General features: G+C 66.4%; 25 protein-coding genes and 2 tRNA genes. 10 read left to right on the forward strand and 17 right to left on the reverse strand.

Going from position 1 to position 25,810, the window contains the following annotated elements; genetic code table 11:
• Positions 1-117: 117 nt before the first annotated feature.
• The 9 genes from DYI42_RS07005 to DYI42_RS07045 all read right to left on the reverse strand — a co-directional run bounded on the left by DYI42_RS07005 (position 118) and on the right by DYI42_RS07045 (position 10,338).
• Positions 118-1,251 (reverse strand): NUDIX domain-containing protein, encoded by a 1,134-nt coding sequence (locus DYI42_RS07005; RefSeq protein WP_213545219.1) that lies wholly within the window; start codon positions 1,249-1,251, stop codon positions 118-120.
• 47 nt (positions 1,252-1,298) lie between these two features.
• Complete coding sequence (locus tag DYI42_RS07010; protein ID WP_213545220.1) at positions 1,299-1,805, reverse strand: TrgA family protein; 507 nt, start codon at positions 1,803-1,805, stop codon at positions 1,299-1,301.
• Positions 1,806-1,942: 137 nt separating this feature from the next.
• On the reverse strand, positions 1,943-3,325 hold the full coding sequence (locus DYI42_RS07015; RefSeq protein ID WP_213545221.1) for a cryptochrome/photolyase family protein: 1,383 nt from the start codon (positions 3,323-3,325) through the stop codon (positions 1,943-1,945).
• 129 nt (positions 3,326-3,454) lie between these two features.
• Positions 3,455-4,894 (reverse strand): alanine/glycine:cation symporter family protein, encoded by a 1,440-nt coding sequence (locus tag DYI42_RS07020; RefSeq protein ID WP_213545222.1) that lies wholly within the window; start codon positions 4,892-4,894, stop codon positions 3,455-3,457.
• A 259-nt stretch (positions 4,895-5,153) separates the two neighbouring features.
• Positions 5,154-6,281 carry a vWA domain-containing protein gene (locus DYI42_RS07025; RefSeq protein ID WP_213545223.1) on the reverse strand — a complete coding sequence of 376 codons (1,128 nt, stop codon included), beginning with the start codon at positions 6,279-6,281 and terminating at the stop codon, positions 5,154-5,156.
• 143 nt (positions 6,282-6,424) lie between these two features.
• Positions 6,425-8,263 (reverse strand): BCCT family transporter, encoded by a 1,839-nt coding sequence (locus DYI42_RS07030; protein ID WP_213545224.1) that lies wholly within the window; start codon positions 8,261-8,263, stop codon positions 6,425-6,427.
• 45 nt (positions 8,264-8,308) lie between these two features.
• Positions 8,309-8,725, reverse strand: a complete 417-nt coding sequence (locus DYI42_RS07035) for a universal stress protein (RefSeq protein WP_213545225.1) — start codon at positions 8,723-8,725, stop codon at positions 8,309-8,311.
• Between the two features lie 188 nt (positions 8,726-8,913).
• The gene (locus DYI42_RS07040; RefSeq protein WP_213545226.1) at positions 8,914-9,897 is read right to left on the reverse strand and encodes an oxidoreductase; all 984 of its coding nucleotides are present in this window, start codon (positions 9,895-9,897) and stop codon (positions 8,914-8,916) included.
• Positions 9,898-9,909: 12 nt separating this feature from the next.
• The gene (locus DYI42_RS07045) at positions 9,910-10,338 is read right to left on the reverse strand and encodes a SufE family protein (RefSeq protein ID WP_213545227.1); all 429 of its coding nucleotides are present in this window, start codon (positions 10,336-10,338) and stop codon (positions 9,910-9,912) included.
• 123 nt (positions 10,339-10,461) lie between these two features.
• Here DYI42_RS07045 and DYI42_RS07050 point away from each other — a divergent pair, with 123 nt between their 5' ends.
• Positions 10,462-10,935: a hypothetical protein gene (locus tag DYI42_RS07050; protein ID WP_213545228.1), complete on the forward strand. Its 474-nt coding sequence runs from the start codon at positions 10,462-10,464 to the stop codon at positions 10,933-10,935.
• A 40-nt stretch (positions 10,936-10,975) separates the two neighbouring features.
• On the opposite strand, the gene rnd is transcribed toward DYI42_RS07050, so the two are convergent.
• From rnd to purM, 3 genes are all read right to left on the reverse strand, one after another.
• Positions 10,976-12,130 (reverse strand): ribonuclease D, encoded by a 1,155-nt coding sequence (gene rnd, locus DYI42_RS07055; RefSeq protein ID WP_213545229.1) that lies wholly within the window; start codon positions 12,128-12,130, stop codon positions 10,976-10,978.
• A gap of 107 nt (positions 12,131-12,237) precedes the next feature.
• Positions 12,238-12,834, reverse strand: a complete 597-nt coding sequence (gene purN / locus DYI42_RS07060) for a phosphoribosylglycinamide formyltransferase (protein WP_213545230.1) — start codon at positions 12,832-12,834, stop codon at positions 12,238-12,240.
• Positions 12,831-13,877: a phosphoribosylformylglycinamidine cyclo-ligase gene (gene purM / locus DYI42_RS07065; protein WP_213545231.1), complete on the reverse strand. Its 1,047-nt coding sequence runs from the start codon at positions 13,875-13,877 to the stop codon at positions 12,831-12,833. The genes purN and purM overlap by 4 nt, the downstream gene beginning before the upstream one ends.
• Positions 13,878-13,980: 103 nt before the next feature.
• Between purM and DYI42_RS07070 the strand changes: the two genes are divergently transcribed.
• From DYI42_RS07070 to DYI42_RS07080, 3 genes are all read left to right on the forward strand, one after another.
• A tRNA-Ile gene (locus DYI42_RS07070) sits at positions 13,981-14,057 on the forward strand.
• A 49-nt stretch (positions 14,058-14,106) separates the two neighbouring features.
• Positions 14,107-15,312 carry a methyltransferase domain-containing protein gene (locus DYI42_RS07075; protein ID WP_213545232.1) on the forward strand — a complete coding sequence of 402 codons (1,206 nt, stop codon included), beginning with the start codon at positions 14,107-14,109 and terminating at the stop codon, positions 15,310-15,312.
• A gap of 120 nt (positions 15,313-15,432) precedes the next feature.
• Positions 15,433-17,373, forward strand: coding sequence for a pentapeptide repeat-containing protein (locus DYI42_RS07080; protein ID WP_213545233.1), 1,941 nt, complete (start codon positions 15,433-15,435; stop codon positions 17,371-17,373).
• Positions 17,374-17,548: 175 nt separating this feature from the next.
• Here DYI42_RS07080 and DYI42_RS07085 read toward each other — a convergent pair whose 3' ends face one another.
• Entirely contained in the window at positions 17,549-18,874 is a 1,326-nt protein-coding gene (locus DYI42_RS07085; protein ID WP_213545234.1) for an ATP-binding protein, read from the reverse strand.
• Between the two features lie 36 nt (positions 18,875-18,910).
• On the opposite strand from DYI42_RS07085, the gene DYI42_RS07090 reads away from it, so the two are divergent.
• Entirely contained in the window at positions 18,911-19,816 is a 906-nt protein-coding gene (locus DYI42_RS07090) for an MBL fold metallo-hydrolase (protein WP_213545235.1), read from the forward strand.
• Between the two features lie 69 nt (positions 19,817-19,885).
• A tRNA-Asn gene (locus tag DYI42_RS07095) sits at positions 19,886-19,960 on the forward strand.
• Between the two features lie 148 nt (positions 19,961-20,108).
• Here DYI42_RS07095 and DYI42_RS07100 read toward each other — a convergent pair.
• The 3 genes from DYI42_RS07100 to DYI42_RS07110 are packed head-to-tail and all read right to left on the reverse strand — an operon-like array spanning position 20,109 to position 23,192.
• Entirely contained in the window at positions 20,109-20,780 is a 672-nt protein-coding gene (locus DYI42_RS07100; RefSeq protein WP_213545236.1) for a 3-oxoacid CoA-transferase subunit B, read from the reverse strand.
• Positions 20,780-21,499, reverse strand: a complete 720-nt coding sequence (locus DYI42_RS07105; protein WP_213545237.1) for a 3-oxoacid CoA-transferase subunit A — start codon at positions 21,497-21,499, stop codon at positions 20,780-20,782. The genes DYI42_RS07100 and DYI42_RS07105 overlap by 1 nt, the downstream gene beginning before the upstream one ends.
• Positions 21,500-21,539: 40 nt before the next feature.
• Positions 21,540-23,192 (reverse strand): thiamine pyrophosphate-dependent enzyme, encoded by a 1,653-nt coding sequence (locus DYI42_RS07110; protein WP_213545238.1) that lies wholly within the window; start codon positions 23,190-23,192, stop codon positions 21,540-21,542.
• A gap of 240 nt (positions 23,193-23,432) precedes the next feature.
• Between DYI42_RS07110 and DYI42_RS07115 the strand changes: the two genes are divergently transcribed.
• The 4 genes from DYI42_RS07115 to DYI42_RS07130 all read left to right on the forward strand — a co-directional run bounded on the left by DYI42_RS07115 (position 23,433) and on the right by DYI42_RS07130 (position 25,070).
• The gene (locus tag DYI42_RS07115; protein ID WP_213545239.1) at positions 23,433-23,588 is read left to right on the forward strand and encodes a hypothetical protein; all 156 of its coding nucleotides are present in this window, start codon (positions 23,433-23,435) and stop codon (positions 23,586-23,588) included.
• Between the two features lie 78 nt (positions 23,589-23,666).
• Positions 23,667-24,002 (forward strand): TfoX/Sxy family protein, encoded by a 336-nt coding sequence (locus DYI42_RS07120; protein ID WP_213545240.1) that lies wholly within the window; start codon positions 23,667-23,669, stop codon positions 24,000-24,002.
• A 55-nt stretch (positions 24,003-24,057) separates the two neighbouring features.
• Positions 24,058-24,474, forward strand: coding sequence for a DUF4112 domain-containing protein (locus tag DYI42_RS07125; RefSeq protein WP_213545241.1), 417 nt, complete (start codon positions 24,058-24,060; stop codon positions 24,472-24,474).
• Positions 24,475-24,554: 80 nt separating this feature from the next.
• Entirely contained in the window at positions 24,555-25,070 is a 516-nt protein-coding gene (locus DYI42_RS07130) for a hypothetical protein (protein WP_213545242.1), read from the forward strand.
• A 66-nt stretch (positions 25,071-25,136) separates the two neighbouring features.
• Here the strand turns inward: DYI42_RS07130 and ndk are convergent, their stop codons facing one another.
• A complete protein-coding gene (gene ndk, locus DYI42_RS07135; protein ID WP_213545243.1) occupies positions 25,137-25,559 on the reverse strand; it encodes a nucleoside-diphosphate kinase in 423 nt (140 codons plus the stop codon).
• Positions 25,560-25,810 lie beyond the last annotated feature (251 nt).

The following is a 25,810-nucleotide window of genomic DNA, read 5'->3' on the forward strand; positions in this document are numbered from 1 at the left end:
GGCAGGACGCTGGCCCACGAAACCCCTTTATAGCACGACATGGTTCGCCCCGGCCCACGCGTGAGAAGACGTTTTCACAAAGAGTTTTGGGGAGGGAAGAATGTTCGTGACAATTCGTCAGGCAGGGGTGCGCAACCCGTCCCGCAGGCCGGCAAGCTTCAGCAAAGAGATCAGCGTCGTGCCGATGTTCGCCTCGCCGCTTTCGACCAGCGCCATGGCCGCTTCGAAACCCACGATGTGCGCGCGGATATCCTCGCCCTCGTCTTCTGCACCGCCAAGGCCCGCCACACCGTCCGGCAACTCGGCCAGCCCGATGAACCCATGCAGGAACTCGCTCTTGGCGCCCGGGCTCGGATAATACCCACCAATCGGGATGAGGCGATGCAATTCCAGCCCGGCCTCCTCCTGCGCCTCACGGCGGGCACAATCTTCCGGCGTCTCACCCGGGTCGACGCGTCCGGCGATGGGCTCAAGCACCCAGGGCTGCGCATCGCCGCGCGCCAGCGGCCCCGTGCGCAGCTGCTCCACCAGCATCACGCGGTCGCGCACCGGATCATAGGGCAGCACCGTGGCCGCATCGGCAGAGACGAAGGCCGCCCGATGCATCTGCGCACTTGGGCGACCGCCGAACCGGCGGTGGATCAGCTCGTATTCCTCCACCGCGAAGAAGCCCGCGTAGGGCCGCGACAGCGCCACCACCTCCACATCTCCTTCCTGCGCCGCGCGCCGCAGGGTGGTGGGCGCCGTCTGGCGCGCGTTGAGCCGGGCCTGCGCCCGGGTGCAGATCACACCGTAGCGCTTGCCCACTTCCGTGGTCGAGGCGCGGCCCATCCACCACATCACCTCCTCGGCGGCCAGCACCGAGAGCTCTCCCCAACGCGCTTCCCAGTCCGAAAGCAGCCAGGGGGCGCCGCGCTGGCCATCTTCCGACACAGGCACGTAAACCGTCGCCTGCGCCGTGCCGGTCTCGGTCTGCACCTCCACCGGTTTGCGCAGGTAGCCGTAGTTGTCGAGCCCTTCGTAGAAGTCGGCGCGCGCCAGGGCTTCCTCGGTGAGCCCGCTCAACAGCAGCCCCTCGGCCACGCCTTCCGGATCGGCCCGCACCATTGGGTAGACCTCCCCCGGCACCGCCTCCACGCGCCAGCCCGGCAGCCGTGCGGGCTGCACGTCCACGGCGTCAAAATCAGCGCCCAGCACAACCCGCAGCAGCGGCATGTGCATCAGCGTTCCGTAAATGAAGATGTCGACCATTCCTGCCTCGCCCGCGCGCCCCGTGCTGGAGGGCGCAGGCCGCCGGGTCAGGCGATCTTGCCTGCGTCTGCGGAGCGCTCCTCGGTCCACTCCGCGAACCAGCCGCAGAGCATACCGCCGATGACCAGCAGCAGCGGTACCTGCGGCAGAAAATAGGTTCCCTCCGCGAGGGTAAAGGCCAATCTCGCATCCGAGAGCATCAGCAGCGCATTGTCGAACAGCAGGCCAAACGCCCCGTTGATCGCCTCCATCGGCCCGGCGTAGGTGCCCGGGCGGGTGGACTCCCGCAGCATGTCCCAGACCGACCAGAACAGCAGGCACCAGAAGGCCATGGCCAGCGAGGTGCGCACCCCGCCCCCGGCGGCAGCAAACACGCCCCGCCCGGCGAGCCGGCCCATGATCATCCAGCCACAGATGAAGCCGATGCCCGCGTTGACGATCGAAAGCATCCCCGTCTGCGTGCCCTCGGGCAGCAGCGGCTTGAAGACTTCCGAAGCGAAGAAGGCCAGCACGGCAAAAGCCAGGGCAGACATCAACTTAGTCGCGGTGGGCATGGGGCACTCCATGACGATGGCAGGGCCCGGAATGGCCCCTCGAATGGGGCGAATGCACCATGAGAAGCGGGCAGAATTAAGGCGAGAGCGCGGGAAAGCGGCGACGGTTGCGGGCCCACGGTGCGATTGTCGCGTGCTCAGAAATCCCGGTTCTCATAGGCCGCCAGCGCCGCCTTGCGCCCCTCGTCGAGGCCCACCACCGGCGTCTCGGGCCGGTCCTGCCCCGGTTCCAGCTTCCAGCGCTTCGGCACCGCGTCGTAGAAACTCCGGGCGTCCTCGCCCTTGCCGAGCCAGCGCGCGCGGTAGTCACCCCTCGCGTCAAACTTTTCCGCCTGGCTCGCCGGGTTGAACACGCGGAAATAGGGCGCCGCATCCGGTCCGCAGCCCGCCGTCCATTGCCAGCCCAGCGCATTCGAAGCCTCGTCCCAGTCGATCAGAGTGTCGGCAAACCAGTCGTGGCCTACGCGCCAGTCGGTCATCATGTGTTTGGTAAGGTAGCTGGCCACGATCATCCGGGCCCGGTTGTGCATGGTGCCGGTGACGTAGAGCTCGCGCATCGCCGCGTCCACCACCTCCACGCCGGTGCGCCCCTGCTTCCATGCCTTCACCTCGGCGGCGCGCTCATCGTCCTTCCACGGAAAACGGCTCCATTCCTCGCGCCACTCCCGCTCGAACATATGTGGAAAGTGGAAGCCCAGCTGCCAGCCGAACTCGCGCCAGGCCAGCTCCTTGCGGAAGGTCTCGCTGCCCTCGCCCTCTGCCGCGTTCCAGCACTGGCGCGGGGAGATCTCGCCATAGGTCAGGTTTTCGCTGAGGCCCGAGGTCCAGTGCTCGGCCAACATGTCACGCCCCTTGGGATAGTTGTGCATCCGCTCCGTCACGAAGTCCCTCAGACGCTCTTGCGCCGCCTTCTCGCCCACCACTGCATGGCGCGACACCACGCCGGCCCCACGCCGCATGGCCGCGCCCAGTGCCCAGTCGTCGAGGCTCTCGCTCTCGGGCCAGCTCCCCGGCGCGTCCAGCGTGCGCGGGCGTGGGCACGCCTCTCCCGGCGCCTCGCCCTTCATGGTCTTCCACATCGGCGAGAACACCTTGTACGGCGTCCCCTGCCCCGTCTTCACCTCCCAAGGCTCCCAGAGCAGCTTGCCGGGGAAGCTCTTCGCCTCCACGCCATCCTCGCGCAGCGCAGCCTTCACCTCGCTGTCGCGCTCGATGCTCACCGGGTCATACTCACGAGACCAATAGACAGCCTCCGCCCCCGTCTCCTTCACCAGCGCCCGCAGCACCTCCAGCGCATCGCCCGCGCGCAGGATCAGCCGCGAGCCCACGCCCTCCAGCTCTTTCCCATGCGCCTCCAGCGAAAGCCCTATCCGCCAGGCCGCCGCCGCCCCCAGCGCATCCACCTTGCGCTCGCGGATGAACACCGGGATCACCGCGCCGGCCTCCCGTGCCGCCGTCAGCGCCGGAAGGTCGGAAAGCCGCAGGTCGCGGCGGTGCCAGAGAATGGTGGTGCGGGTCATGGGGGCTCCTTCATACGTCTGATGACCTAACGCATCAGAGCCCGGGATGGGTCACTCTTTCTGCCCGGCCCGCAAACGAAAGCCGCGCCCGGATCGCTCCGGGCACGGCTTGTCTTGCCGTCGTGCCGACTACTCCGCCGGGGCCTTGGGCGCATCCGGCCAGGCGGTCGGATCGGTGTCGAGGTCGGGGAACTTGGCCGGATCGAACACCGGCATCTTCACCCCGGCCTTCAACTGCCCGCGGAAATCGTTGATCAACCGCACCGCCACCGGGAAGAGCATCGCCAGCGCCAGCAGGTTGACCACCGCCAGAATGCCCATCATCGGGTCGGAGAAGCTGAAGATGAAAGTCGCCCCCGGGGCCACTGCCCCCAGAAAGACGATGCCGACAATGGCACAGCGCAGCACCTGGATCGCCATCGGGCTGCCCGTCATGAAGCTCAGCGCGTTCTCGCCAAGGTAGTAGTTGTACATGATCGAGCTGAACGAGAAGAGCAGGATCGCCACCGTCAGGTAGTACTGCGCCCAGCCGCCGACGTGGTTCACCATGCTCTGCTGGGTCAGCGCCACCCCGTCCACGCCTTCAGCGCCCGGCTGATAGACATCGCCCAGCAGGATCACGAAGGCCGTGCAGGAGCAGATGATGATCGTGTCGATGAAAACCGAGAAGCTCTGGGTGATGCCCTGGCTCACCGGGTGCTTCACATAGGCCGTGGCCGCAACGTTGGGCGCCGAGCCAAGGCCCGCCTCGTTGGAGAAGAGGCCGCGCCGCAGCCCGTTGGCAATCGCCGCGCCCATGCCGCCCGCCACTGCCTCGCGAAAGCCGAAGGCATTGGCCACGATGTCGGTGATGACGCCGGGCAGCCCGCCGATGTTCAGCACGATCACCACCAGCGCCATGGCGATATACATGAAGGCCATGAGCGGGATGATGACATCGGCCGCCTTGGCGATCCGGTGGATGCCGCCCCAGACGATGAAGGCCGTCGCCGCCGCCAGCACCACGCCCGTCGCAATGCGCGGGATGTTCATGCTGTCGAGCGCCGCGCCCGCCACCGTGTTGCCCTGGAAGGCGTTGAACCCGATGGAGAAGGAAGCAATCAGGCAGACCGCGTAAATCACCGCCAGCCAGCGATAATTGGCCCCGAGCCCGTGGATGATGGAGCGCGCCGGGCCGCCCCGGTAGTTGCCATCCGGCTCGGTGCGCTTGTAGAGCTGCGCCAGCGTGGCCTCGATCAGCGCCGAGCACATGCCCACCAGCGCAATCGCCCACATCCAGAACACCGCGCCCGGGCCCCCGGCGGTGATCGCCACCGCCACCCCGGCGATATTGCCGCCGCCAACGCGCCCCCCGACCGAGACGAAGAGCGCCTCGCGGGCGCTGATCTTGGTCGGATCGTTGTCTTCATTCGTGCCGGTCAGAACGTTGAACATGCGCCTGAAAAATCGAAACTGCACAAAGCCGCTGGCAACGGTGAAGAAACATCCGAGGACCACGAGGAAAGGCACGAGCGCCCAGCCCCAGGTGAGGTCGTTAATGACATTGAAGATCGTGTCCAGAAATCCCATCGTCCGCGTCTCCTTGTGTTTATGTTCGCGGTGTCCTTGCCCTGAGCCTGCCGGACCGACGACGCTCAAGTAACGCGAGCGTGACACACCCCGGCGGAAAACCGCATGAAATCCGCGCAAACGCCCCTCAAATGAGCAGATGCCCGCTCAATGAATGCGGATTGCACACAAACCTCACCGCCGCAGCACGCATGGTCGCCGCCCCTCACGGGTGCATGCCGGGGCGGGCCTCACCCCTCACCAGCGGCACGGATGGCGATTACTCCGCTCCGAGCCCCGCGCCCTCGCGGTAGGCCTGCACCTCGGCCAATGCCTTGTCGTTCAGGGCCTTCGTCCGATCCGCCAGCCAGCGCGAGCTGTCGCTCAGGTGCCGCGTCACCATGAGTTGCACCTTGCCCGCGCAGGCCGCCTCGGGGCGGCCTTCACGCTGTGCATCGCGAAAGAAGGCGTTGGTGCCTCCGCGCAGGGCCGTGGGACCGTTCTGCTGATAGCAGGCGGTGATCCGCTGCACCTCGTTGTTGGTCGCTGCCGCGATCCTGCCCGCGTTCAGGTCGACGCAATAGGCGTGGCGGTGTCGCGAATTCTCCGCCTCCTTGATCGCATCGAGCTGGCGTTGCAGGGCGCTCGCGTCCTCGGCAGGATAGTAGGTGCCCCCGCCCGCCTCGGCGATGGCCTGAAGCTGCGCCTCGGTTTGGGCGTTCACCGCAAAACCGATGGTGTTCACCGTGGTCTTTACCCCGCCCTCGATCAGCGCCCTGGCCGCCGCCACAGGGTCTCCGTCGCAGGTCTCCTCGCCATCGGAGATGAGGTAGACCACCGGCACCGGCCCCTCGCCCTCCTGCGCGCCTTCGGGCAGCGCGGCGATGATGCGGCCCGCCTCTTCCAGCGCGCCGGCAATCGGCGTGTAACCCACAGGGCGCAGGGCGGCGATGGCGCCCTCCAACGCGTCGCGCGGGGCATCGAAGCCATGCACCATCTCGCGGGCGGCGCAGCTCTCGGCCTTGCCCTCCGGCTGGTTCGTGCCCTTGTGGCCATAAACCATCAGCCCCACCGCAATGTCCTCATGCACGTCCGCCAGAAAGCTGCGCCCCTCGCGCTTGGCGGCCTCCATCTTCGACAGGCTGCCCGCCGCTCCGGCCATCGAGCCCGAGGCGTCGATCGCCAAGATGATGTGGGTGGTCACGGCGCCCGGCGTGAAACTGGTGGGAGGTGTGCAGTCTTCGAGGCTGTAGCTGACCTCCTGCGGCTCGCATTGCTCGAGGGTCACCGGGAAGCGATTGGCGAGATCGGCGAAGACCGCTTCGCACGTCGCGCCACCGCCCTCCTCCTGCGCCAGCAGCGGCCCTGCGGCGAACAGCCCCGCCAGCGTCCAGATCAATCCTCGCATCGAACACCCCTAAACCTGTGCAAACACGCGCCTGCGCGCCTCGGTAGCCTGACACAGCCGGCGGAGATCTCAAACCAAGCAATGAAAAGGCCCCGCCCGGATCGCTCCGGACGGGGCCGCATCAGGTTGGCTCTGCGCCTGGGTCAGATCCTGCGTTCGGCCTGAAGCCCCCGGAAGATCGCCCAGCACATTATGAGCAGCACGATCGTGAACGGCAGGCCGGTGGAGATCACCATCGACTGCAGACTTCCAAGGCCCCCCGCAGAGAGCAGCAGCACAATGGCCACCGCCCCCTCGAAGACACACCAGAACACCCGCTGGGGCACCGGCGCATCCACCTTGCCGCCCGCGGTGATCGTGTCGATCACGAGGCTGCCGGAGTCCGAGGAGGTGACGAAGAACACGATCACCAGCACGATGCCCACGAAGCTCGTGATCGCTGCCAGCGGCAGCACGTCGAGCATCTTGAAGAGCTGCAAGGCAAGTGCCGCATCCTGCGCATCGGTATAGCCGTCGTTGACAACCTGGCTGATCGCCACGCCGCCGAACACGCTCATCCAGAGCACGCAGACGAGGGACGGGATCAGCAACACGCAGATCACGAACTCGCGCACCGAGCGGCCCCGGCTGACGCGGGCGATGAACATGCCCACGAACGGCGACCAGGAAATCCACCAGGCCCAGTAGAACGACGTCCAGCCCTGAGAGAAGTTCACGTCGCCCCGCCCGGCGTCTCCGGCGATGGTCTGGGTGACCGGGTTGGAGAGCTGCGGCAAGTACTGGAAGTAGGCCACGAGGTAATCGACGAAGCCGGTGAGCACCGCCAGGGTCGGGCCGACAAGCAGCACGAAGATCAGCAGCAGGGCGGCAAGCCCCATGTTGATCTCCGAGAGCACCTTCACCCCGCCGTCAAGGCCGCGAACCACCGAGACAAGCGCAATGGCGGTGATCGCCGAGATCAGGATCACCTCGGTCGTCGCCCCCACGGGGATGCCGAAGAGCTCATTCAGACCGGCATTCGCCTGTGTCGCACCGAAGCCCAGAGAGGTCGCCAGGCCGAAAAGCGTGGCGAAGACCGCGAGCGTGTCGATCACGTGGCCCGGCCACCCCCAGACCCGGTCGCCCAGGATCGGGTAGAAGGCCGAGCGGATCGTCAGCGGCAGGCCCTTGTTGTAGCTGAAGAGCGCAAGCGCCAGTGCCACCACGGCGTAGATCGCCCATGGGTGCAGGCCCCAATGGAAGATGGTCGCGGCCATGCCGAGGCGGATCGCCTCTTCCTGGTTGCCCGCAGCCGCGCCCAATGGTGCCCAATCGGTGCGGCCCTGTGTCGGAGAGAAGAGCCCCGCCTGCCCCTCGGGCACGGCGGCGTCGATCTTGGCCTGCACATCGGCCGGCGTCGCGCCCGAAATGCCGGTGGCCGCATCGAAGCTCTCCCGATCGGCCCAGCCCTCGGGCGTGTCTTCCTCACCTTCCGGCATCGGCCCGGTGTAATCCACCGAGTAGGAGACGCCCCCCACGGAGCTGCTGTAGTGGCTCATCGGCTCCGAGACGCCATAGAACATCAGGCCGATGCCCATGCCCGCGGCAAAGAGCATCGCGAACCAGCCCACGTAGGTGTAATCGGGCCTCGCCTCCTTGCCCCCCAGCCGCACGTTGCCCAGCGGCGTGACGATCAGCAGGATGCAGAACAGCACGAAGATGTTCGCCGCGCCGAGGAAGAACCAGTCAAAGCCCTTGGTCACGGCGCTGAACAGCCAGCTGAAGGCCGACCCGGCCTGCTCCGGCAGCGCCAGCGTGTAGAACACGAAGGCCACGATCGCGATGCCCGAAATCATGAAGACCGGGTTGTGAATGTCGAAACCGAACGGCCCGACAGAGCCGTCGATATTGTCCTGACCGATCTCGTACTCGGTGTCGATAAGGTCCGACGCCCCCTCGGGCGCCGGTATGCCCTGACCGTCGTCTTCTGTCGGATCACTCATGGATGTTGCTCCCTGTTCGTTCGCTCTTCTGTTTCTTGGCCGGCCTCATCCGCGCACCACGAAAACGGAGGCCGAGGCCCGCGTCGCCACGGTGCCGCCGTTGGAAGGCCAGACATAATCGGTCAGGTTGGGAATGTGGCTCGCCATGACCACGAGATCGGCGCCAATCTCGTCCACCGCCTTCAGCAGGGTCGGGTCGAGGTCGGTCGCCGGGTCATGGCTGATCGCCGCATGCGCCGTGGCTGTAATGCCATGGGCCGCGGCCTGAGAATCGGCAAAGGCCGTCAGCTTGTCACCAAACTCCTGCGGGTTATGGGCAATCGAGCCCGGCACCGCAGCCGCTACGCCGACGAAGACAAGCTCCGCGCCCCAAAGACTGGCCAGCGCACAGGCCGTGTCGATCGCCTTTGCAAGACGGTCGGTATGGGCCAGATCCACCGGCACCATGATTTTTGAAAACATAGGTTGCTCCCCGTTCGAGGCCCCCGCGCAACCTGTGCCGGTCACTTCGGAGGCAATGCCCATTTTCTGGGCGGCTCGGGAGCATGGTAGCTGTCAACGCCCGGATGTAACACCCGGCTACGGCGAGTTTTATGCCGTTTGCGACACCGCAATGTCGCAAACGGATGTCAGAACGGCGGTTTCAGCCTTCAGGCGGTGACATCCACCACAACGCGTCCCCGCACCTTTCCTTTCAGGATATCCGCTCCCAGCCCAGGCAGATCGGCCAGGGTTGCAGGCTGAACCATCGCCTCCAGCTTCTCCATCGGCAGGTCGTGGGCAATGCGCGACCATGCCTCCAGTCGGTTCTCATAGGGCTGCATGACCGAGTCGATCCCCAGCAGGTTCACCCCCCGCAGGATGAACGGGGTAATCAGCGCGCCCTCGATCGCGGCCCCACCCGCAAGGCCGATGGCGGCCACCGAAGATCCGTATTTCATCTGCTTCAACACCCGGCCAAGCATGGCACCGGCCACGGCGTCGATGCATCCGCCCCACTGCTCGCCCTCCAGCGGCTTGCGCGTCACTTCCGTCAGCTCGTCGCGCGGCACGATCTGGGTCGCCCCAAGATCGCGGAGATAGGCTTCTTGGTCCGGTCTCCCTGTCACAGCGGCCACCTCGTGGCCAAGCTTCGCCAGAATCGCCGTCGCGACCGAGCCGACGCCACCTGCAGCGCCGGTCACCAGCACCGGGCCCTCCTTCAGGCCCTGCTTTTCAAGGGCCATCACGGCCAGCATGGCCGTCAGCCCAGCGGTGCCCACCGCCATCGCGGCTCGCGTGCTCAACCCATCGGGCAGCGGCACAAGCCAGTCGGCCTTCACCCGCGCCTTCTCGGCATAGCCGCCCCAATGCGCCTCGCCCACACGCCAACCGGTGAGCACCACCTTGTCACCCGGCTTGTAGCGAGAGTCATCGCTGGCCTCGACCGTGCCGGCAAAGTCGATGCCCGGCACATGCGGGTAGTTGCGCACCAGCCCGCCGCCCGGGCCAATGCACAGCCCGTCCTTGTAGTTCACCGTCGAATATTCGACAGCCACCGTCACCTCGCCCTCGGGCAGCCGGCTTTCCTCAATGTCCTGAACGCTGGCCGAGGTTTGCCCCTCGTCGTCCTTCTCCACGATCAATGCACGCATGGCTTTCCTCCTTCAGGCTGCTGCCGCTTTCTCCGCCACGGCGCGCACACGCGCCACCATGGCCCTCAATCCGTTCGAGCGCTGCGAGCTCAGGTGCTCGTCAAGGCCCAGCCGTTTCAACTCGGCAGCTGCATCCACCGCCTGCGCTTCGGCCACCGTGCTGCCCGAGTAAAGCGCCCGCAGCACGGCGATCAGCCCGTTGACGATCATCGCGTCGCTCTCGCCCTCGAAGCGCAACACCGCATCGGCTCCCTTCCCCTCGATCTCTGGCACCAGCCACACCTGGCTGGCGCAGCCCTCCACCTTGGTCGCAGGCACCTTCTGCGCCTCGGGCAGCGGCGCCATCGCCTTGCCGAGTTCGATCACATGGCGATAGCGGTCTTCCCAGTCGTCCAGAAACTCGAAGGTTTCCACGATCTCTTCAAACTCGTCTCTCGCCATGCGCCACACTCCTTTTCCCGGCCAGAGCTAGGCCCTCCGGCGGTCAAGGTCCAGCCCCGCACAGGCTTTTCAACGCCCCCGCTTTGCGCTAACCCGGAGGGAACGAAAAGCCGAGGGACGAGCATGACCAAACCGCTTCTGGCCGCAATGGTGCTGGTGACAGCGCTCTCGGGGTGCTCGCGGCTCGCTGAAAGCCGGATCAACCCGTTCAACTGGTTCGGCGGATCGCGCTCGGAGGCACGCGCGGTGCCAGCCGCGCAAACGGTCACCGTTGTGGATCGGCGCCAACTGGTCACACAGGTCACCTCACTCCAGGTCGAGCGTACGCCGGGCGGCGCGATCCTCACCGCCGTCGGCCTGCCGCCCAGCCAGGGCTACTGGGATGCCCAACTTGTGCCCGTCGGCCCCGGCGGGCTGCCGCAGAACGGCGTGATGGTCTATGATTTCCGCATCGAGCAGCCGCTGGAGTTCCAGATCGAGGGCACGCCGCGCTCCCGCGAGGTGACGGTCGGCATCCACCTGTCCAACATCGAACTGTCGCGGATCAGCCGCATCGTTGTGCGCGGCCAGGTGAACCAGCGCAGCACCAGCCGCTGAGCGCCTGTAGCGCGGGACTGGCCCCGCCGCCCCGCCGATCTCAAAGCGAGACGATCTCCACGTTTTCACCCTTCAGCGCCAGCGCCACCTTCCCCTCGCACAGCTTCAGCGCATCTTCGCCGAACACCTCGCGGCGCCAGCCCTTCATCGCCGGAATATCCCGCTCACCGGCGGCAATCTCATCCAGTTCCGCGGCAGAGGCGATGAGCCGCTGTGCCACGTTGAACCGCTCGCCCTTGGCCTTCAGAAGCACCCGCAGCAGGTCGGCCAGCGCCGGGTTCACCTGCAACTTCTCGCGGCGCCGGTCCGCCTTTGGGAAGTCTTCAGGATCAGCCTCCAGCCCGGCGGATACCGCCGTGAGGATCCCCTCGGCAATTTCGCCCCGCCGCGCCTCGCGCAATAGCAGGCGAGAGCGTGACAATTCCTTTTCGTTCCTAGGCTTTGTCGAGGCAAGCTCAAGCAGAGCATCATCCTTGAACACCCGGTTGCGCGGCACGTTGCGCGCCTGCGCATAGCCCTCGCGAAAGCGCGCCAGCTCCCGCACGATGGCGAGAAACCGGCCCGAGTTGGTGCGCGTCTTCACCCGCTTCCAGGCCGCGTCAGGGTGGATCACATAGGTGTCGGGGCTCAGCAGCACGCCAAGCTCCTCCTCCACCCAGGGGCCCCGGCCCGTCTTGGCCAGTTCGGCGGCGAGATACTCGTAGACCACCCGCAAATGCGTCACATCGGCAAGCGCATATTCTTTCTGCGCATCGGTCAGCGGGCGGCGCGACCAGTCGGTAAAGCGGCTTGATTTGTCCACCTGCGCCTTCACGATCCGCTTCACCAGCGTCTCGTAGCCCACCTGCTCGCCGAAGCCGCAAACCATCGCCGCGACCTGCGTGTCAAACAGCGGCTCGGGGATAACGCCCCCCTCGATGAAGAAGATCTCCAGATCCTGCCGCGCGGCGTGGAACACCTTCACCACGCCCTTGTTGCGGAACAGCTCGTAGAGCGGCTCCATCGACATTTCGCTGCCCACGATCGGGTCCACCAGCACCGCCTCGCCGTCTCCCGGCAGGGCAAGCTGCACGAGGCAAAGCTTGGAGTAGTAGGTTCTTTCCCGCAGAAATTCGGTATCCACGGTGATATAGGGGCCCTTGGCCGCCGTCTCGCAAAAGGCAGACAGCTCCTCGGTGGTCGTCAAAGTGCGCATAGGTTGCGGGGGCTCTCTTGTTGCAGGCGCAGCCGCGCCAATGTTCTTGCCGCTCCCCGCTTTCTAGGCCCCCGGGGAAGGAAAGGAAACCCTGCCTTGACGTCGTTTCAGGACAAGTAGAGCGGTTCGCGCTGCCCCGAAGCAAAGCGGCGCAGGCAGGCCGGGTAAAGCCTGTGCTCCTGTTCCAGCACCCGCGCGGCCAGGGCCTCGGGCGTGTCTCCGGGCCGGATCGGCACCCGCGCCTGGCCCAGAATCGGGCCGTCATCCAACACCGGCGTCACCTCATGCACGGTGCAGCCCGCCTCGGCGTCGCCCGCCTCCAGCGCGCGGGCATGGGTGTGTAATCCGCGATACTTGGGCAGGAGCGAGGGGTGAATGTTCAGCATCCGCCCCTCCCAATGCCGCACGAAACCTTCCGTGAGCACCCGCATGAAGCCCGCAAGGCAGATCAGCTCGGCCCCCGCCGCCTCAAGCCGGGCAGTCAGCTCGGCCTCGAAGGCCGGGCGATCCTTGCCGAAGGGGCGGTGATCCACCGCACCCGTCGCCACCCCCAGCGCGCGCGCCCGTTCCAGCCCACCCGCCTCCGGGTCATTCGACATCACCAGCACGGGCCGCGCCGGGTGGCCGGGCGCGGCCATGCTCTCCACCAGCTTCACCATGTTGGAGCCGCCGCCCGAGAGCAGAATCGCGCAGGCTCGGGTCAAAGCAGCGTCCCGCTGTAAGAAACCCCCTCGCCCGCCACCACGCGGCCCAGCTCGAAGACGCGCTCGCCGGTCTCTTCCAGCAGCGCCTTCAGGCTCTCGGCCGCCTCGGGCGCCACGACAACCACCATGCCGATGCCCGCGTTGAAGGTCTTCAGCAGTTCCGCTTCTTCCATGCCCCCGGTCTCGGCCAGCCAGCGGAACACGCCCGGCAGCTCCCAGGCGCCCAAGTCCACCTCGGCGCCAAGTCCCTCGGGGAAAACGCGCGGCAGGTTTTCGGTCAACCCGCCGCCGGTGATATGGGCCAGCCCGTGCACCCCGCCCGCGCGGATCGCGGCCAGCACCTGACGCACATAGATGCGCGTCGGCGTCAGCAATGCCTCGCCCAGCGTTCCGCCGCCGAAGGGCGAGGACGCATCCCATCCGAGCCCGGCCAGATCGACCACCCGGCGCACGAGGCTGTAGCCGTTCGAGTGCACCCCGTCGGAGGAGAGCCCCAGCAGCACATCGCCCTCGGCAACACCGTCCGGCAGCGCCGCGCCGCGCTCCATGGCGCCCACGGCAAAACCGGCAAGGTCAAAGTCCTTGCCCTCATACATCCCCGGCATCTCCGCCGTTTCGCCGCCGATCAGCGCCGCACCTGCCGCCTTGCAGCCCGCCGCGATGCCTTCCACGATGGCCGCTCCGGCGGTGACGTCGAGCTTGCCGGTGGCAAAATAGTCGAGGAAGAACAGCGGCTCCGCGCCCTGGCACACGAGGTCGTTCACGCACATGGCCACCAGGTCGATGCCCACGCCACCCACCACGCCGGTGTCGATGGCGATGCGCAGCTTGGTGCCCACCCCGTCGGTCGCGGCCACCAGCACCGGGTCATTGAAGCCCGCGGCCTTCAGGTCAAAGAGGCCGCCGAAGCCCCCGATGGAGCCCATCACGCCCGCACGGTCGGTCGATTTCACCGCCGGCTTGATCGCCTCCACCAGCGCATTGCCCGCGTCGATATCCACCCCCGCTTCCGCATAGGTCAAACCGTTCTTTCCGTCGCTCATCCGCGCTCTCCTCGGTGCCGTCGCCGGGGAGGTAACCCAAGTGCTGCGCAAATGCCAGACTGGCTTGACCACGCAGCCCCGCGGGCCTAATCACACCCCCGGCGGGCCTGTAGCTCAATTGGTTAGAGCAGAGCGCTCATAACGCTTTGGTTGCGGGTTCAAGTCCTGCCGGGCCTACCACTCCCCCTTTTCGCTCGCCGCCCCTGCCGATCCGCGTTAAGCCTGCGCCATGGTCGATGATCTCACCCTGGCCCGCCTGCCTCTCGCCGAGGCCGCCCGCGCTGCAGCGTCAGGCAACATGGCGGGGGTCAAGGCGCCTGCTCTCAAGGCCCTGTCGGTCAAGGAAATTTCGCCGCCAGAACTCACCAAGGCCGTATCTCTGCTGGTCGACGCGGGACAGGCCGAAGCCGCCATCCGCGCCCTGAAGAAACATTGCGAGGCCAAGGCCCCGCTCGCCGCCGGATTCGCCCATCTCGGTGCGCTCTGGTTCGAGGCCGGAAAGGTCGGGCCCGCCGCCCGCGCGCTGGAACGCGCGCTCAAGATGGCGCCCGATGACCGGCAGAGCGCCTTCCTGCTCGCCGACCTCCGCCTTCAGTGCGGCGATAAGGCCGCCGCGGAAGCCGTCTGGGCCCGGGTCTTCGCCGCGCGCCCGCAGGATGCCGACATCCGCATGCGTGCCGCCACCCAGATGGCGCATTTTGGCGCGCGTGAGGTGGCCCGCGCCTTCGTGGCCGAGGCCGAACCCTTGCATGACGATCCCGTTGAATGGGCCTTCATGGCCGCCGCCATCACCGGCACGGCCCCGCCGCCGCTCCCTGATCCGGGCTACATCGCCCGCTTTTTTGACCGGACGGCCGCCCATTTCGACCAGAGCCTCGCGGGGGTGCAATATCGCGGCCCCGAGGTGCTCGGCGGCGGGCTGGCCTATCTCGGCCTCGCCCCCGGCAGCGCGCTGTCCGTGCTGGACGCCGGTTGCGGCTCCGGGCTTGCCGCGCCGGTGCTCGCGCCGCTGGCCGCCAGGCTCGACGGGCTTGATATTAGCCCCGAAATTCTGAAAGAGGCCGAAAAAACAGGGGCGTACACCACGCTTTTCACTCATGATCTCGCGCGCACCCCCCTGCCGGAGCCGGGCGCCTACGACCTGATCGTCGTCATGGACGTCCTGATTTACACCGGCGACATCGCCGCACCCATCACCACGATTGCAGCCGGTCTCAAACCGGGCAGGCGAATATTTCTGACCTGCGAGACCTCTTCCAACCGCCCCGATGGCTGGGAACTGACACCCTCGGGCCGCTACCGCCACGGCCAACCCTACGTGCTGGGCTGCCTGCAAGCCGCCGGGTTCAACCCGCCTGACCTGATCTCATCCGAAGTCCTGCGCAACGAGTTCCGCCGCCCTGTAGCCGGATTTGCCGTTTCCGCCCAGCTGTAGGTCGGGACTTGACCCGCCACCCCGGTTGCAAGCAGTTATTCACGCCAACTTCACGCCGCAACGGTTCACTGGTCAGCCCCGACAGGTTACGATTTACGCGCCAGAGGGAGTTGCCGTGCCATGGCCGACGCGCCAGAAATCGCCCGCATCAATGCCCTGACGACGAACGCCCGCAACACCTGGTTCATCCTGCTGGGCACGCTCGTCTTCATCGCCATCACACTGATGGGAGTGGAGCACTTTGACTTCTACGGAGCGGGTCGCGACACCAAACTGCCGCTGGTCGATGTCTCGGTGCCAACCCGTTACTTCTTCTATGCCGCTCCGATCCTAACAGCGGCGATTTATGGCTACTTCCAGCTCTACCTGATCCGCCTCTGGGGCGCGCTGGGCGCCGCGCCTGCCCGCATCGGAGAATTGCGTCTCGGTGAGGTCGTCTCGCCATGGCTCGTTACCGATGCCGCCCTGCACCTGCGCTGCCGGATACGCGATGATACATGCGTTGCCGAGCGCCCGCTCGATGGCCTCTCGATGACCCTCAATCTCGCGCTGGCCATGGCCTTTGGCGTGCTCATCCTCGGATGGCTCTGGTGGGCGTCGATGCCCGCTCGCGATGCCACGATGACCCTCTGCGCAGCGGTGGCCCTAAGCGCCGCGCTCGTCACCGGCGCCACCAGCTTTGCCGCCCTGTTGCAATCCATGCGCCACCCGAAAGGCGAAGTCCGCCGCCCTCTGTGGCAAAGCGCCCCCGCGCTGTCCGCCGTCCTCGTCGCTGCGTTGACGAGCTTCCCGATGAGCATCCAGCGCACCACCGGCAGCCCCGAGTTTCTAGCCCCCCTCAACCTCACCGAAGCCCGCTTCACCCCCCGGCCCGGGGGCTGGCTGCCATGTGCCTACGCCCGCCGCGAGGCGTTGAGCGGTTTTGCCGCGCGTGAAGAATTGAAGGACACCCAATTTGACGACTGGAGCGATTCTGACAAGGCCCGTTTCACAGCCGAATGGCGCGTTCGTCGCGCCGGCCAGATCGCTGCGATCGACAAGCTCGACCTGAGCCGCGCCGACTTTCGCAATACTGATCTCACTGGCGCCTTCGGCCTCAACCTCTCCCTGCCACCTTTCCCCTGGCCCGGCGCGACCCTCTCGCCGGAAATCTTCGAGGGCACTGCCTTCTACGATTCTGCCGAGTGCTCTTTCTCCTTCTCAAACCAAGACTTGAGCGGCGTCGAGCTTGCCAGAATGGACTTTTCTGAAGCGCAGCTTCACAGCGCGGAAATGAGTGGAGTTACCGCACGTGAGGGGATTTTCAGAGGGGCCGAGCTCAGCTTCTCAAATTTGAGTGGCGGCGACTATTACCGCGCCTCCTTTGTCGGGGCCGACTTGTCATCGGCCGTTCTGATCGACGCCGATCTGACATGGGCCCGCTTGCACGGCGCACAAGCCACCAGGGCAAACTTCAATGGCGCCGGTATGAGGCTCGCGCGGCTTCAGAACGCTGTGCTGGAAGATGCCAGTTTCGTAAGGGCGAACCTCACCGACAGCGACATGACCGATGCCAGCCTCGACGGAGCCGACCTGACGGAGTCCACCTTGGCAGATGCCACCGCCGTCAACGCCAGTTTCAGCGGAGCAACGCTTTTGCGCACGGATATGAGGCAGACCGACTTCACCAAAGCCAACTTCATCCTCGCCCGCATCGCCGGAACTGTTGAACGTCCGATAGAGTTGAGCGCGTCCCGTTTCGCAGAAGCCCAGTTTCACGGCGCAAGCCTGCGCTTCGTCGATTTGCGCGCGGTCGCATCAGGCGCGTTTCCAGATCTCGAGAACAGCTTTGGCGATGCCTCAGTGCGCCTCCCCGCAGGCATGGAGCCCCCGTGTCAATGGTCCGGCGACGTTCTGGATGATGAGGCATTCATGGGTCGCTGGCGCGCCTGGTTGGAGCTTTATCTCGGCGCCGATGAAGGCCACGAGACGACAACCTGGAGTCTGTTTGGCCCGCCCGATTTCCAACATGTCGCCGCCATTCCGCCGCCAGTCGGCTGTGCCTGGATCGGCGAACCCTGATCTGCGCGGGGTACCACGCGCCCGGTACCCTCAACCATCATGCCCAAACAGGCATGCGCGTAGGATTTACAGCAATATTGCATGGGTTGTGCCTGTGAAGATTTAGCAACTAACGGCAACAATCGCGTTTCGCTCAGGGCTTCGGTCGCGCAACGCCTGAGCGGTTTTCGATAGTCTAGCGCGCCAGCACCAGCTCCGCCTTCAACCCGCCCAGCTCTTCGCTTTCGCCCAACCGCAACGCACCGCCATGGCTGCGCGCAACGTCGAGCGCAATGGCAAGGCCCAGCCCCACGCCGCCGCCCTTGTCCTGGTTGCGGGCTTCGTCGAGCCGGGTGAAGGCCCGCATCGCCTCCTCGCGCCGGTCCTCGGGGATGCCCGGCCCGTTATCCTCCACCGTGTAGCGCACCATCCGCTCGCCAAGATCCACCGTCAGCCGCGCCTTGCTGCCATAGCGCCGCGCGTTGGACAGCAGGTTGGCCAGTGCCCGCTCGACCGAAAGCGCCCGCAGCGCAATCTCGGGCTCCCCCTCGCCGCGCTGCTCCAACTCCACCGTGCCACCCGCCCGCCGCGCGTTCTCGGCGACCTTCTCGGCCAGCGCGGCCGCATCCACCGGCTCCGCCGCCTCCCCGGCCTCGGACCGCACGAAATCAAGGAAGCCATCCAGCATCGCCTCCATCTCGGCCACGTCCTTTGCCAGGTCTTCCACATCCGCCCCATCGGCCTCGGCCAGCGACAGCCCCAGCTTCATCCGGGTGAGCGGCGTGCGCAGATCGTGGCTCACCCCCGAGAGCAGCATCATCCGCTGCGCCGTCTGCCGCTCGATCCGCGCGCGCATGTCCAGAAAGGCATGGCCGGCCGAGCGCACTTCGACCGCGCCCGCAGGCTTGTAGGGCTCGATCCGCCCGCGCCCGAAGGCCTCCGCAGCCGCCGCCAGCCGGGTGATGGGCCTGAGCTGGTTGCGCAGGTAGATGAAGGCCACCAGCGCCATCACCACGCCGACGAACCCCATCAAGACCAGAAACTGGTGCGGGTTCGAGGCACTCACCCTGCGCCGGTCGAAGGTGATCGTCAGGGGGCCGTGGCGGGTGCTCACCTGAAGGATCACGCGGCGCGAGTTTTCCGACAGGTCCACCGCCTCCACGCCCTCCAGCCCGCCGCGAAGCTCGGCAATCACCGTAGCGCCGGAGACGTCGTAGAACGGGCGTTTGTAGCCGTGCATCTCTTCCGCCGGCAGCGCCAATTGCACGCGCAACGCCTGCGCCAGCACGGCCACCTCCGCCAGCGCCGCCTCCGCGTCTGGCGCCGCCTCCACCTCCGCCGTGAGGTGCCGCAGCTCCAGCAGGAGCGAATCGGTCATCTGCTGGGTCACATCCTCGAAATGCCGCTGGATGAACACGATCGAGATCACGAGCTGAAGCACCACGATCGGAAGCAGCAGGATCAACGCGGCCCTCCCGTAAATCCCCTTGGGCATCGAGCGTTTCAACCACGAGAAATCCATGGCAGAAGGTTACGGGCCGCGGCAGGGGAACGAAAGATGCAAAGCGAAGCAGGCACACCGGTAGAGCTGGAGCCCGGCGTCGTGCGGGTGATCGCGCCAAACCCATCGCCGATGACCTTCTGGGGCACCAACAGTTATCTCGTGGGCGAAACCGCGCTGGCCCTGATCGACCCGGGCCCCGACCTGCCCGCCCATGCCGAGGTCCTCCTCGCCGCATTGAAGCCGGGCCAGCACATCAGCCACATCCTCTGCACCCATTCGCACGTGGATCATTCCCCGTTGGCCGCGCGCCTCGCGAGGGAAACCGGCGCGCAGGTCTACGCCTTCGGCACCCACCTCGACGGACGCCGCCCGGTGATGGAGGCGCTCGCCGCCTCGGGCCTCGCGGGCGGCGGCGAAGGCGTGCAGCCCGATTTTACCCCTGATGTCCGCCTCGCCCACGACGCTGTGCTGGAAGGCCCCGGATGGCAGCTCACCGCGCTTCACACACCGGGCCACATCTCCAATCATCTCAGCTTCGCTCTGGCCCGGCCCGAGGGCGAGGCCGTGTTCACCGGCGACCACGTCATGGGCTGGGCCTCCTCGCTCATCAGCCCACCCGATGGCGACGCGCTGGCCTTCATGGCCTCCTGCGCCCTGCTCGCCGCGCGCGCCTCGCGCATCTACTACCCCGGCCACGGCGCGCCTGTTGAAGATCCCGCCGCCCGGCTGGACTGGCTCACCACCCACCGAAGGGCCCGCGAATCCCAGGTTGTCGAGGCGCTCCGGGCCGGCCCGGGCACTACCGCGCAGCTCACCGCCCGCGTCTACACCGACGTCCCCCCGGCCCTCCTGCCCGCCGCCGAACGCAACATGCTCGCCCAGCTCATCGCCCTCGTGGAACAGGGCCAGGCCACCGCCAGCCCCACCCTCTCCGCCACCGCCACCTACGCCCTCGCGTAACGCCCCCAAATTTTTCCGCAAAACCCTCTGGACGCCCCCCGGACCCGTTGCTATATCGCCCGCCAGTGTTCCGGCGTAGCTCAGCGGTAGAGCAGTTGACTGTTAATCAATTGGTCGTAGGTTCGATCCCTACCGCCGGAGCCAAAATCCCTCAGGATTATAGCTACCCTTCGCGATGTCGTGCTTTCAGGTACCGTGGCGCTGTGAGCGTTCGGCCACTGTTGCGGTGCCATTCCTAGGTCAGCGGTGAGGCGCTGTATTCCGGTCTTCGGACGCCCTGCCCGCGACGGTCTCACAGCCCCTCCGGCACCCTCAATTCGCGCAGATCACGCTCTACATGCAACTTCGCGCCCGTCACAGCCTGCAAGGCCTCCATGGACACGGCCGCCAGCTTTTCGCGCAGAACGAAGCGGCCGTCCGCCACGTCGACGACCGCGAGCGAGGTATAGACCCGGGCGACGCAGCCCACTCCGGTTAGCGGGTTGGAACAGCGCTCCACCAGCTTGGGGGCACCGGTCTTTGTTACATGGTCCGTCACCACTGCAACCCGCCGTGCGCCCGTCACCATATCCATTGCGCCGCCCACCGCAGGCACACCGCGCGAACCGATCCGCCAGTTGGCGAGGTCTCCCGTCTCGGCCACTTCGTAGGCACCCAGCACCGCAAGGTCGATGTGCCCGCCGCGCACCATGGCAAAGCTGTCGGCATGGTGGAAAATGCTGGCCCCCGGCAAGAGCGTCACCGCCTTCTTGCCGGCGTTGATCACGTCCCAGTCCTCTTCGCCCTCCTGCGGCGCCGGCCCCATCCCGAGGATGCCGTTTTCGCTGTGGTAGGTCACATGCTGCCCCTCGGGCTGGAACCGCGCCACCATCTCGGGAAAGCCGATGCCGAGGTTCACATAGGCCCCGTCGGGAATGTCCTGTGCCGCGCGCCACGCGATGCCCGCGCTCGAGAGTTTCTCCATCAGGCCACCTCCCCCGAGCGGATCAGCGCCTCTTCCTGGGCGGGCTCCGGCACCTCCACCACGCCCTGCACGAAGATGCCCGGGGTCACCACCTGCTCGGGCTCGATCTCGCCGGGCTCAACCAGCCGCGTCACCTGCGCAATCGTGGTTGTGGCCGCCATTGCCATGATCGGGGCAAAGTTGCGGGCCGCCAGCCGGTAGGTGAGGTTGCCGTGCCGATCGCCCAGGGCGCCCTTCACCAGCGCCACGTCGGCCTTCAGCCAGCGCTCGCGCAGGTAGTCGCGCCCGTCGAAGGTTTCCACGGGTTTGCCCGCCGCCAGCTCCGTGCCCACGCCGGTGGCCGTGTAGAACGCCGGAATGCCCGCGCCCCCGGCCCGGATCCGCTCCGCCAGCGTGCCCTGCGGCACCAACTCCAGCTCCACCTCGCCCGCCTCGTAGCGCCGTTGGAAGGCCTGTGGCTGCGACGAGCGCGGGAAGGAGCAGATGACCTTGGCGATCATCCCGGCATCCAGCATCGCGGCAATGCCGACTGCGCCCGTGCCTGCATTGTTGTTCACCACGGTCAGCCCCGTGGGGTGCCCCGTCGCCCGAAAGCGCGCCACCAGCGCATGCAGCAGTTCCACCGGAATGCCCGACCCGCCGAAGCCTGCGATCATCACCACGGCCCCGTCCTCGATGTCCGCCACCGCCGCCTCGACGCTGTCTATGCTCTTGTCCATCCCAGTCCTCCCCGGCGCAGCCTAACCGCGCGGAGGGGGTTCAGAAATACCCCTTCTTGGGCGGCGCGCCATGGGGCGCGGGCATCAGCAGCGGCCAGGGCGAGCCATCGGAGCCGCGCGCCTGCTTTACGCAGATCAGCGCGGGCTCGTCGCGGTCGATGGCCGCTCTGAGAGCCGCCTCCAGCGCCTCCGGCGTGTCGGCCCGTTCGGCATGCAGCCCGAAGCTCTTTGCCATCGCCGCGAAGTCCGGGTTGCTCAACTCGGCCCCGAGCCTGCGGCCCTCAAATTGCGTGTCCTGATCGCGCAGCACATTGCCGAACGCTCCATTGTCAAACACCACCACAACCACGCCAATCCCGTGCTGCGCCGCCGTGGCCATCTCCTGCGCGCCGAACAGGAAGCCACCATCGCCCGTCACGCAAACCACCGCCTTGTCGGGGTTCGCTACCTTCACGCCCAGCGCGGTGTTGTAGCCGAAGCCGAGGTTCTCCTGATAGGCCGAGGTCACATAGGTGCGCGGCTCATAGACCGGAAAGGCAAAGCGCGCGGTAAAGCCCACCTGGCTGATCTCCTCCACGAAGAACCCGTCGCGCGGCAGTGCCGCCCGGATCGCCTTCAAAAAGCCCACCTGCGGCTGGATCTCCTCGATCTTTTCCTCTGCCGCCGCCCGCGCCGCGCCAATTGTCTCGCTCCGGTCCGGTCCCTCGCCCACGCGATCCAGCAGCGCCGCGCAGGCCTCGCCCGCATCGCCCAGCACGAAGTGATCGGGCTTCAGCCGCACCGCCTCTGTCGGGTCAATGTCGATGCGCAGCACCTTCAGCCCCTCGGGCCGCCATTGCCAGCGCATGAAGGGCAGCTCCAGCCGCGAGCCGATGCCGATGACGAGGTCACAGTCGCGGTATAGGTCGTAGGCCGCCACCATGTTCACGCTCAACGGGTCGTCCTCTGGGATCACGCCCTTGCCGCTGCGATGCGCCACCACCGGCGCGCCCAGCTTGCGGGCGAGCGCACGCACCGCTGCCCCGGCCTCCATCGCGCCGAAGCCGACAAAGATCATCGGATTGCTCGCTTCTGCAATCATCTCGGCGGCCTGCGCAAGCTGGCCTTCACTCAATGGCGGCGGCAGCACCTCTTCGCGCTCAAGGCCCCCCCGCACGGTGCCCTTGGCGGCCATCACATCCCACGGCGCCTCGATCGCCGCAGGCCCGCCGCGGCCGCGCGCCATCTCGCCAAAGGCGCGGCCCAGCATCCGGCCCGTCTCGCTGGCATGCTCCACCCGGCCCGCCCAGCGGGTGATGCTGCCCAGCGTGGCGAGCTGGTCGGGCAATTCATGCAGCTGCCCCCGGCCCTGGCCGATCAGGTTCGAGAAGATGTTGCCGGTGACGCAGAGCACCGGCGTGCCGCCCGCGTAGGCGGTGGAAATCGCGGCCCCCGCGTTCAACACCCCCGGCCCCGGCACCACAGTGAAAACGCCGGGCTTTCCGCTGGAGCGCGCATAGCCATAAGCCATGTAGCCCGCCCCCTGCTCATGCCGCGTATGGATGAAGCGGATGCGCCCCGCCTCCCTTGCAAGCGCATCGTTGAAAGCATACATATGCGCGCCTGGAATGCCGAACACCACCTCGGTGCCCGCCTCAGCCAGCCCTGCGGCCAGTGCCTCCCCCGTCGTCCGTTCCGTCTCGTTGCCGCTCATCGCCACCTCCCCGGCTGATTTACTTCACACGTTAATCACATTGGTGATCCCGCCACAACTGCCGCAGCGACCTTGGTGCCACACTCCGACAAATCGAGGCAAACCCAAGATAGATGCCCCATTTTGGTCACATTTGCGGCACCCAATATCCAGATGGAGGGGCGAAGATCCCACATATGAGGCAGGAACCATCACGCGGGACGCGCCGTTGGGGTGGTAACAGAGTAAAGGAACAAGGCAATGGCACCCAAGAAATCCGCCAAGCCGGAGATGAAGAACGAAGAGCGCAGCGCCACAAGCCGGCCCACGCGCGAAACACCGCGTGACATCTGGGATATCCGCCCCGATGCCGAGGTGGATGACCGTTTCGTCATCACCGACTGGGCCAGCATCTGACCCGCTGACACGACCTGTCAGCAGGGGCGTCTCTCGCCCCTGTTCCGCGCCGTTCCCCGGCGCTACCCTGCGGCCACAATGGCCAGCACACGCACTCCCGTTTCCTCGATCCGAAATCTCGGCCCCGCCATGGAGGCCTCCTGCGCCCGCGCGGGGATCAACTCCGCCGAAGAGCTTGCCGATCTGGGCGCGGATGAAACCTATCGACGCCTCCTGAAGAACGGCGCGCGCCCGCATTTCATCGCCTTCTACGTCATCGAAATGGGCCTTCAGGGCCGCCCCTGGAACGATTGCAAGGGCAAGGAGAAGGAGCGTCTGCGCGCCCGCTTCGATGCCCTGGTCGCCGAGGCGCACGATCCGGGCCTGTCCGAGCTGGAGCGCATGCTCGACAAGATCGGCGTGCGGCCCCGATGACGAAAATAATGTAAAGCCCCTTCACATCACGCCCGCGTGACCCCATATCCTATGTATGACCGATGCAGCTCCCCTCACCGGCCCCGCCGTTGATGCCGAAATCGACGCGCTCCACACCCTTGCCCGGCGGATGGACGCGCTCTTCCGCGTCCCCGGCACCCAGATCGACGTGGGCCTCGACAGTTTTCTCGGCCTCGTGCCCGTGGTTGGCGACGCGCTCGCCGCCGCGCCTTCGGCCTATATCATCTGGAAGGCCCACCGCCTCGGTGCCACCCCCGGCGCGCTGGCCTACATGGGCTTCAACATGGCGCTCGACCTCTCGATCGGCTCGATCCCTGTGATCGGCGACATCTTCGACGCCGCCTACAACGCCAACATCCGCAACGTCTGCCTGCTGGAAAAGAACCTCGCCAAACAGGCCGCGCGGGCCAGACCTGTGCAGCCGCGCCGGGCTACGCGCTTGGCACCCTGAGTCCACACCCGCCTGATTGCTTGCCTGAAAAACCGCCCGGTGTATTGTCAAAAGACATGCAAAAAACCGGAGGTCACCGCGTGAAGAAAGCCATCATCGCCCTTGGAGTCTCCCTGCTTTGCAGCATCACACCCGGCCTTGCGCAGGAGGTCTTCATTCCGGCAAAGGTTGGCAAACGGGATATGCCCAAGACGGCGCCTGACGGATCGCGCATGACCGGCCTCGCCATTCCGGCCACGATCGCCATCCGCCTTCCCTCCGCGGAGATCACCGTTTTCTACGGCTACATCGTCGGCAAGAGCCCCAAGGCGCCAAGCTGGACCTGGAGCTACAATGACCTGCTCGACATGACATGCTGGACGCGCATGGCGCCGCGAAAGGACGGCTCCGCCAGCGGCAGCACCACCTGCACCTCAGGTGGTGCGCGGATCTCCGAACTGCCCGTAACTGCGCCTCTGGGCAAATACGGTACGCTCAAGGGCACAATTGTCCAACGGGCCCGCGCCACCGATGGGCAACCCTACACATATGTATTCAGGTGGTCGGTGGGGCGTCACCCCGACCCGGCACCCCTGGTCAAGGCGCTCCAGAAGTAGTCCTGATCAAAAAAGGGCGCCCCGAAGAGCGCCCTTCAATATCCTCGGGGTGGGTAGAACCCGGCCTTACCCGACCAGTTCGAGCCCGGAGAAGAAATAGGCAATCTCCTGCGCGGCGGTCTCGGGGGCGTCCGACCCGTGCACGGAGTTTTCGCCGACCGACTCGGCAAACTCGGCGCGGATCGTGCCCGGCGCGGCGTCGGCGGGGTTGGTCGCGCCCATCACTTCACGGTTCTTCAGGATGGCGCCCTCGCCCTCCAGCACCTGCACCACGACCGGCTCCGAGGCCATGAACTCGCAAAGCTCACCGTAGAACGGGCGCTCCTTGTGCACCTCGTAGAACTTGCCGGCCTGCTCCATGGAGAGCTTGATCCGCTTCTGGGCGACGATGCGCAGGCCCGCCTCCTCGAATTTGGCGTTGATCTTGCCGGTCAGGTTGCGGCGGGTGGCGTCGGGCTTGATGATGGAAAGCGTGCGTTCGATGGCCATGGGGCGTCTCCTTGCTGTCCGGGCGCCTTGCCCGGTCGATAAATCGCGGCTGCGGTAACATGGGGGCCGCGCTTTTGAAAGCCCCTCAATGCGCCCTAGCTTCGCCCCATGAGCACCGCCCCCCTCCTGATCTTCGGCGCTGGCCACATCGGCACCGCCCTCGCCCAAACCGCCCTCGCCGCCCCCGGCGCGCCGCCCGTCCATGTGGTCACCCGGGGCACCGCACCCGAGGGCACCACCGGCCACCAGCT

Origin of the sequence: Vannielia litorea, assembly GCF_018424695.1 — a bacterium.
In the GTDB taxonomy this organism is placed as follows: Bacteria; Pseudomonadota; Alphaproteobacteria; order Rhodobacterales; family Rhodobacteraceae; genus Vannielia; species Vannielia litorea_A.

What these genes read in the sequence shown, in the direction of transcription:
- DYI42_RS07005 (WP_213545219.1), bottom strand. Translation starts at nt 1,251, where the DNA reads ATGGTCGACATCTTCATTTACGGAACGCTGATGCACATGCCGCTGCTG.
- DYI42_RS07010 (WP_213545220.1), bottom strand. Translation starts at nt 1,805, where the DNA reads ATGCCCACCGCGACTAAGTTGATGTCTGCCCTGGCTTTTGCCGTGCTG.
- DYI42_RS07015 (WP_213545221.1), bottom strand. Translation starts at nt 3,325, where the DNA reads ATGACCCGCACCACCATTCTCTGGCACCGCCGCGACCTGCGGCTTTCC.
- DYI42_RS07020 (WP_213545222.1), bottom strand. Translation starts at nt 4,894, where the DNA reads ATGGGATTTCTGGACACGATCTTCAATGTCATTAACGACCTCACCTGG.
- DYI42_RS07025 (WP_213545223.1), bottom strand. Translation starts at nt 6,281, where the DNA reads ATGCGAGGATTGATCTGGACGCTGGCGGGGCTGTTCGCCGCAGGGCCG.
- DYI42_RS07030 (WP_213545224.1), bottom strand. Translation starts at nt 8,263, where the DNA reads ATGAGTGATCCGACAGAAGACGACGGTCAGGGCATACCGGCGCCCGAG.
- DYI42_RS07035 (WP_213545225.1), bottom strand. Translation starts at nt 8,725, where the DNA reads ATGTTTTCAAAAATCATGGTGCCGGTGGATCTGGCCCATACCGACCGT.
- DYI42_RS07040 (WP_213545226.1), bottom strand. Translation starts at nt 9,897, where the DNA reads ATGCGTGCATTGATCGTGGAGAAGGACGACGAGGGGCAAACCTCGGCC.
- DYI42_RS07045 (WP_213545227.1), bottom strand. Translation starts at nt 10,338, where the DNA reads ATGGCGAGAGACGAGTTTGAAGAGATCGTGGAAACCTTCGAGTTTCTG.
- DYI42_RS07050 (WP_213545228.1), top strand. Translation starts at nt 10,462, where the DNA reads ATGACCAAACCGCTTCTGGCCGCAATGGTGCTGGTGACAGCGCTCTCG.
- rnd (WP_213545229.1), bottom strand. Translation starts at nt 12,130, where the DNA reads ATGCGCACTTTGACGACCACCGAGGAGCTGTCTGCCTTTTGCGAGACG.
- purM (WP_213545231.1), bottom strand. Translation starts at nt 13,877, where the DNA reads ATGAGCGACGGAAAGAACGGTTTGACCTATGCGGAAGCGGGGGTGGAT.
- DYI42_RS07075 (WP_213545232.1), top strand. Translation starts at nt 14,107, where the DNA reads ATGGTCGATGATCTCACCCTGGCCCGCCTGCCTCTCGCCGAGGCCGCC.
- DYI42_RS07080 (WP_213545233.1), top strand. Translation starts at nt 15,433, where the DNA reads ATGGCCGACGCGCCAGAAATCGCCCGCATCAATGCCCTGACGACGAAC.
- DYI42_RS07085 (WP_213545234.1), bottom strand. Translation starts at nt 18,874, where the DNA reads ATGGATTTCTCGTGGTTGAAACGCTCGATGCCCAAGGGGATTTACGGG.
- DYI42_RS07090 (WP_213545235.1), top strand. Translation starts at nt 18,911, where the DNA reads ATGCAAAGCGAAGCAGGCACACCGGTAGAGCTGGAGCCCGGCGTCGTG.
- DYI42_RS07100 (WP_213545236.1), bottom strand. Translation starts at nt 20,780, where the DNA reads ATGGAGAAACTCTCGAGCGCGGGCATCGCGTGGCGCGCGGCACAGGAC.
- DYI42_RS07105 (WP_213545237.1), bottom strand. Translation starts at nt 21,499, where the DNA reads ATGGACAAGAGCATAGACAGCGTCGAGGCGGCGGTGGCGGACATCGAG.
- DYI42_RS07110 (WP_213545238.1), bottom strand. Translation starts at nt 23,192, where the DNA reads ATGAGCGGCAACGAGACGGAACGGACGACGGGGGAGGCACTGGCCGCA.
- DYI42_RS07115 (WP_213545239.1), top strand. Translation starts at nt 23,433, where the DNA reads ATGGCACCCAAGAAATCCGCCAAGCCGGAGATGAAGAACGAAGAGCGC.
- DYI42_RS07120 (WP_213545240.1), top strand. Translation starts at nt 23,667, where the DNA reads ATGGCCAGCACACGCACTCCCGTTTCCTCGATCCGAAATCTCGGCCCC.
- DYI42_RS07125 (WP_213545241.1), top strand. Translation starts at nt 24,058, where the DNA reads ATGACCGATGCAGCTCCCCTCACCGGCCCCGCCGTTGATGCCGAAATC.
- ndk (WP_213545243.1), bottom strand. Translation starts at nt 25,559, where the DNA reads ATGGCCATCGAACGCACGCTTTCCATCATCAAGCCCGACGCCACCCGC.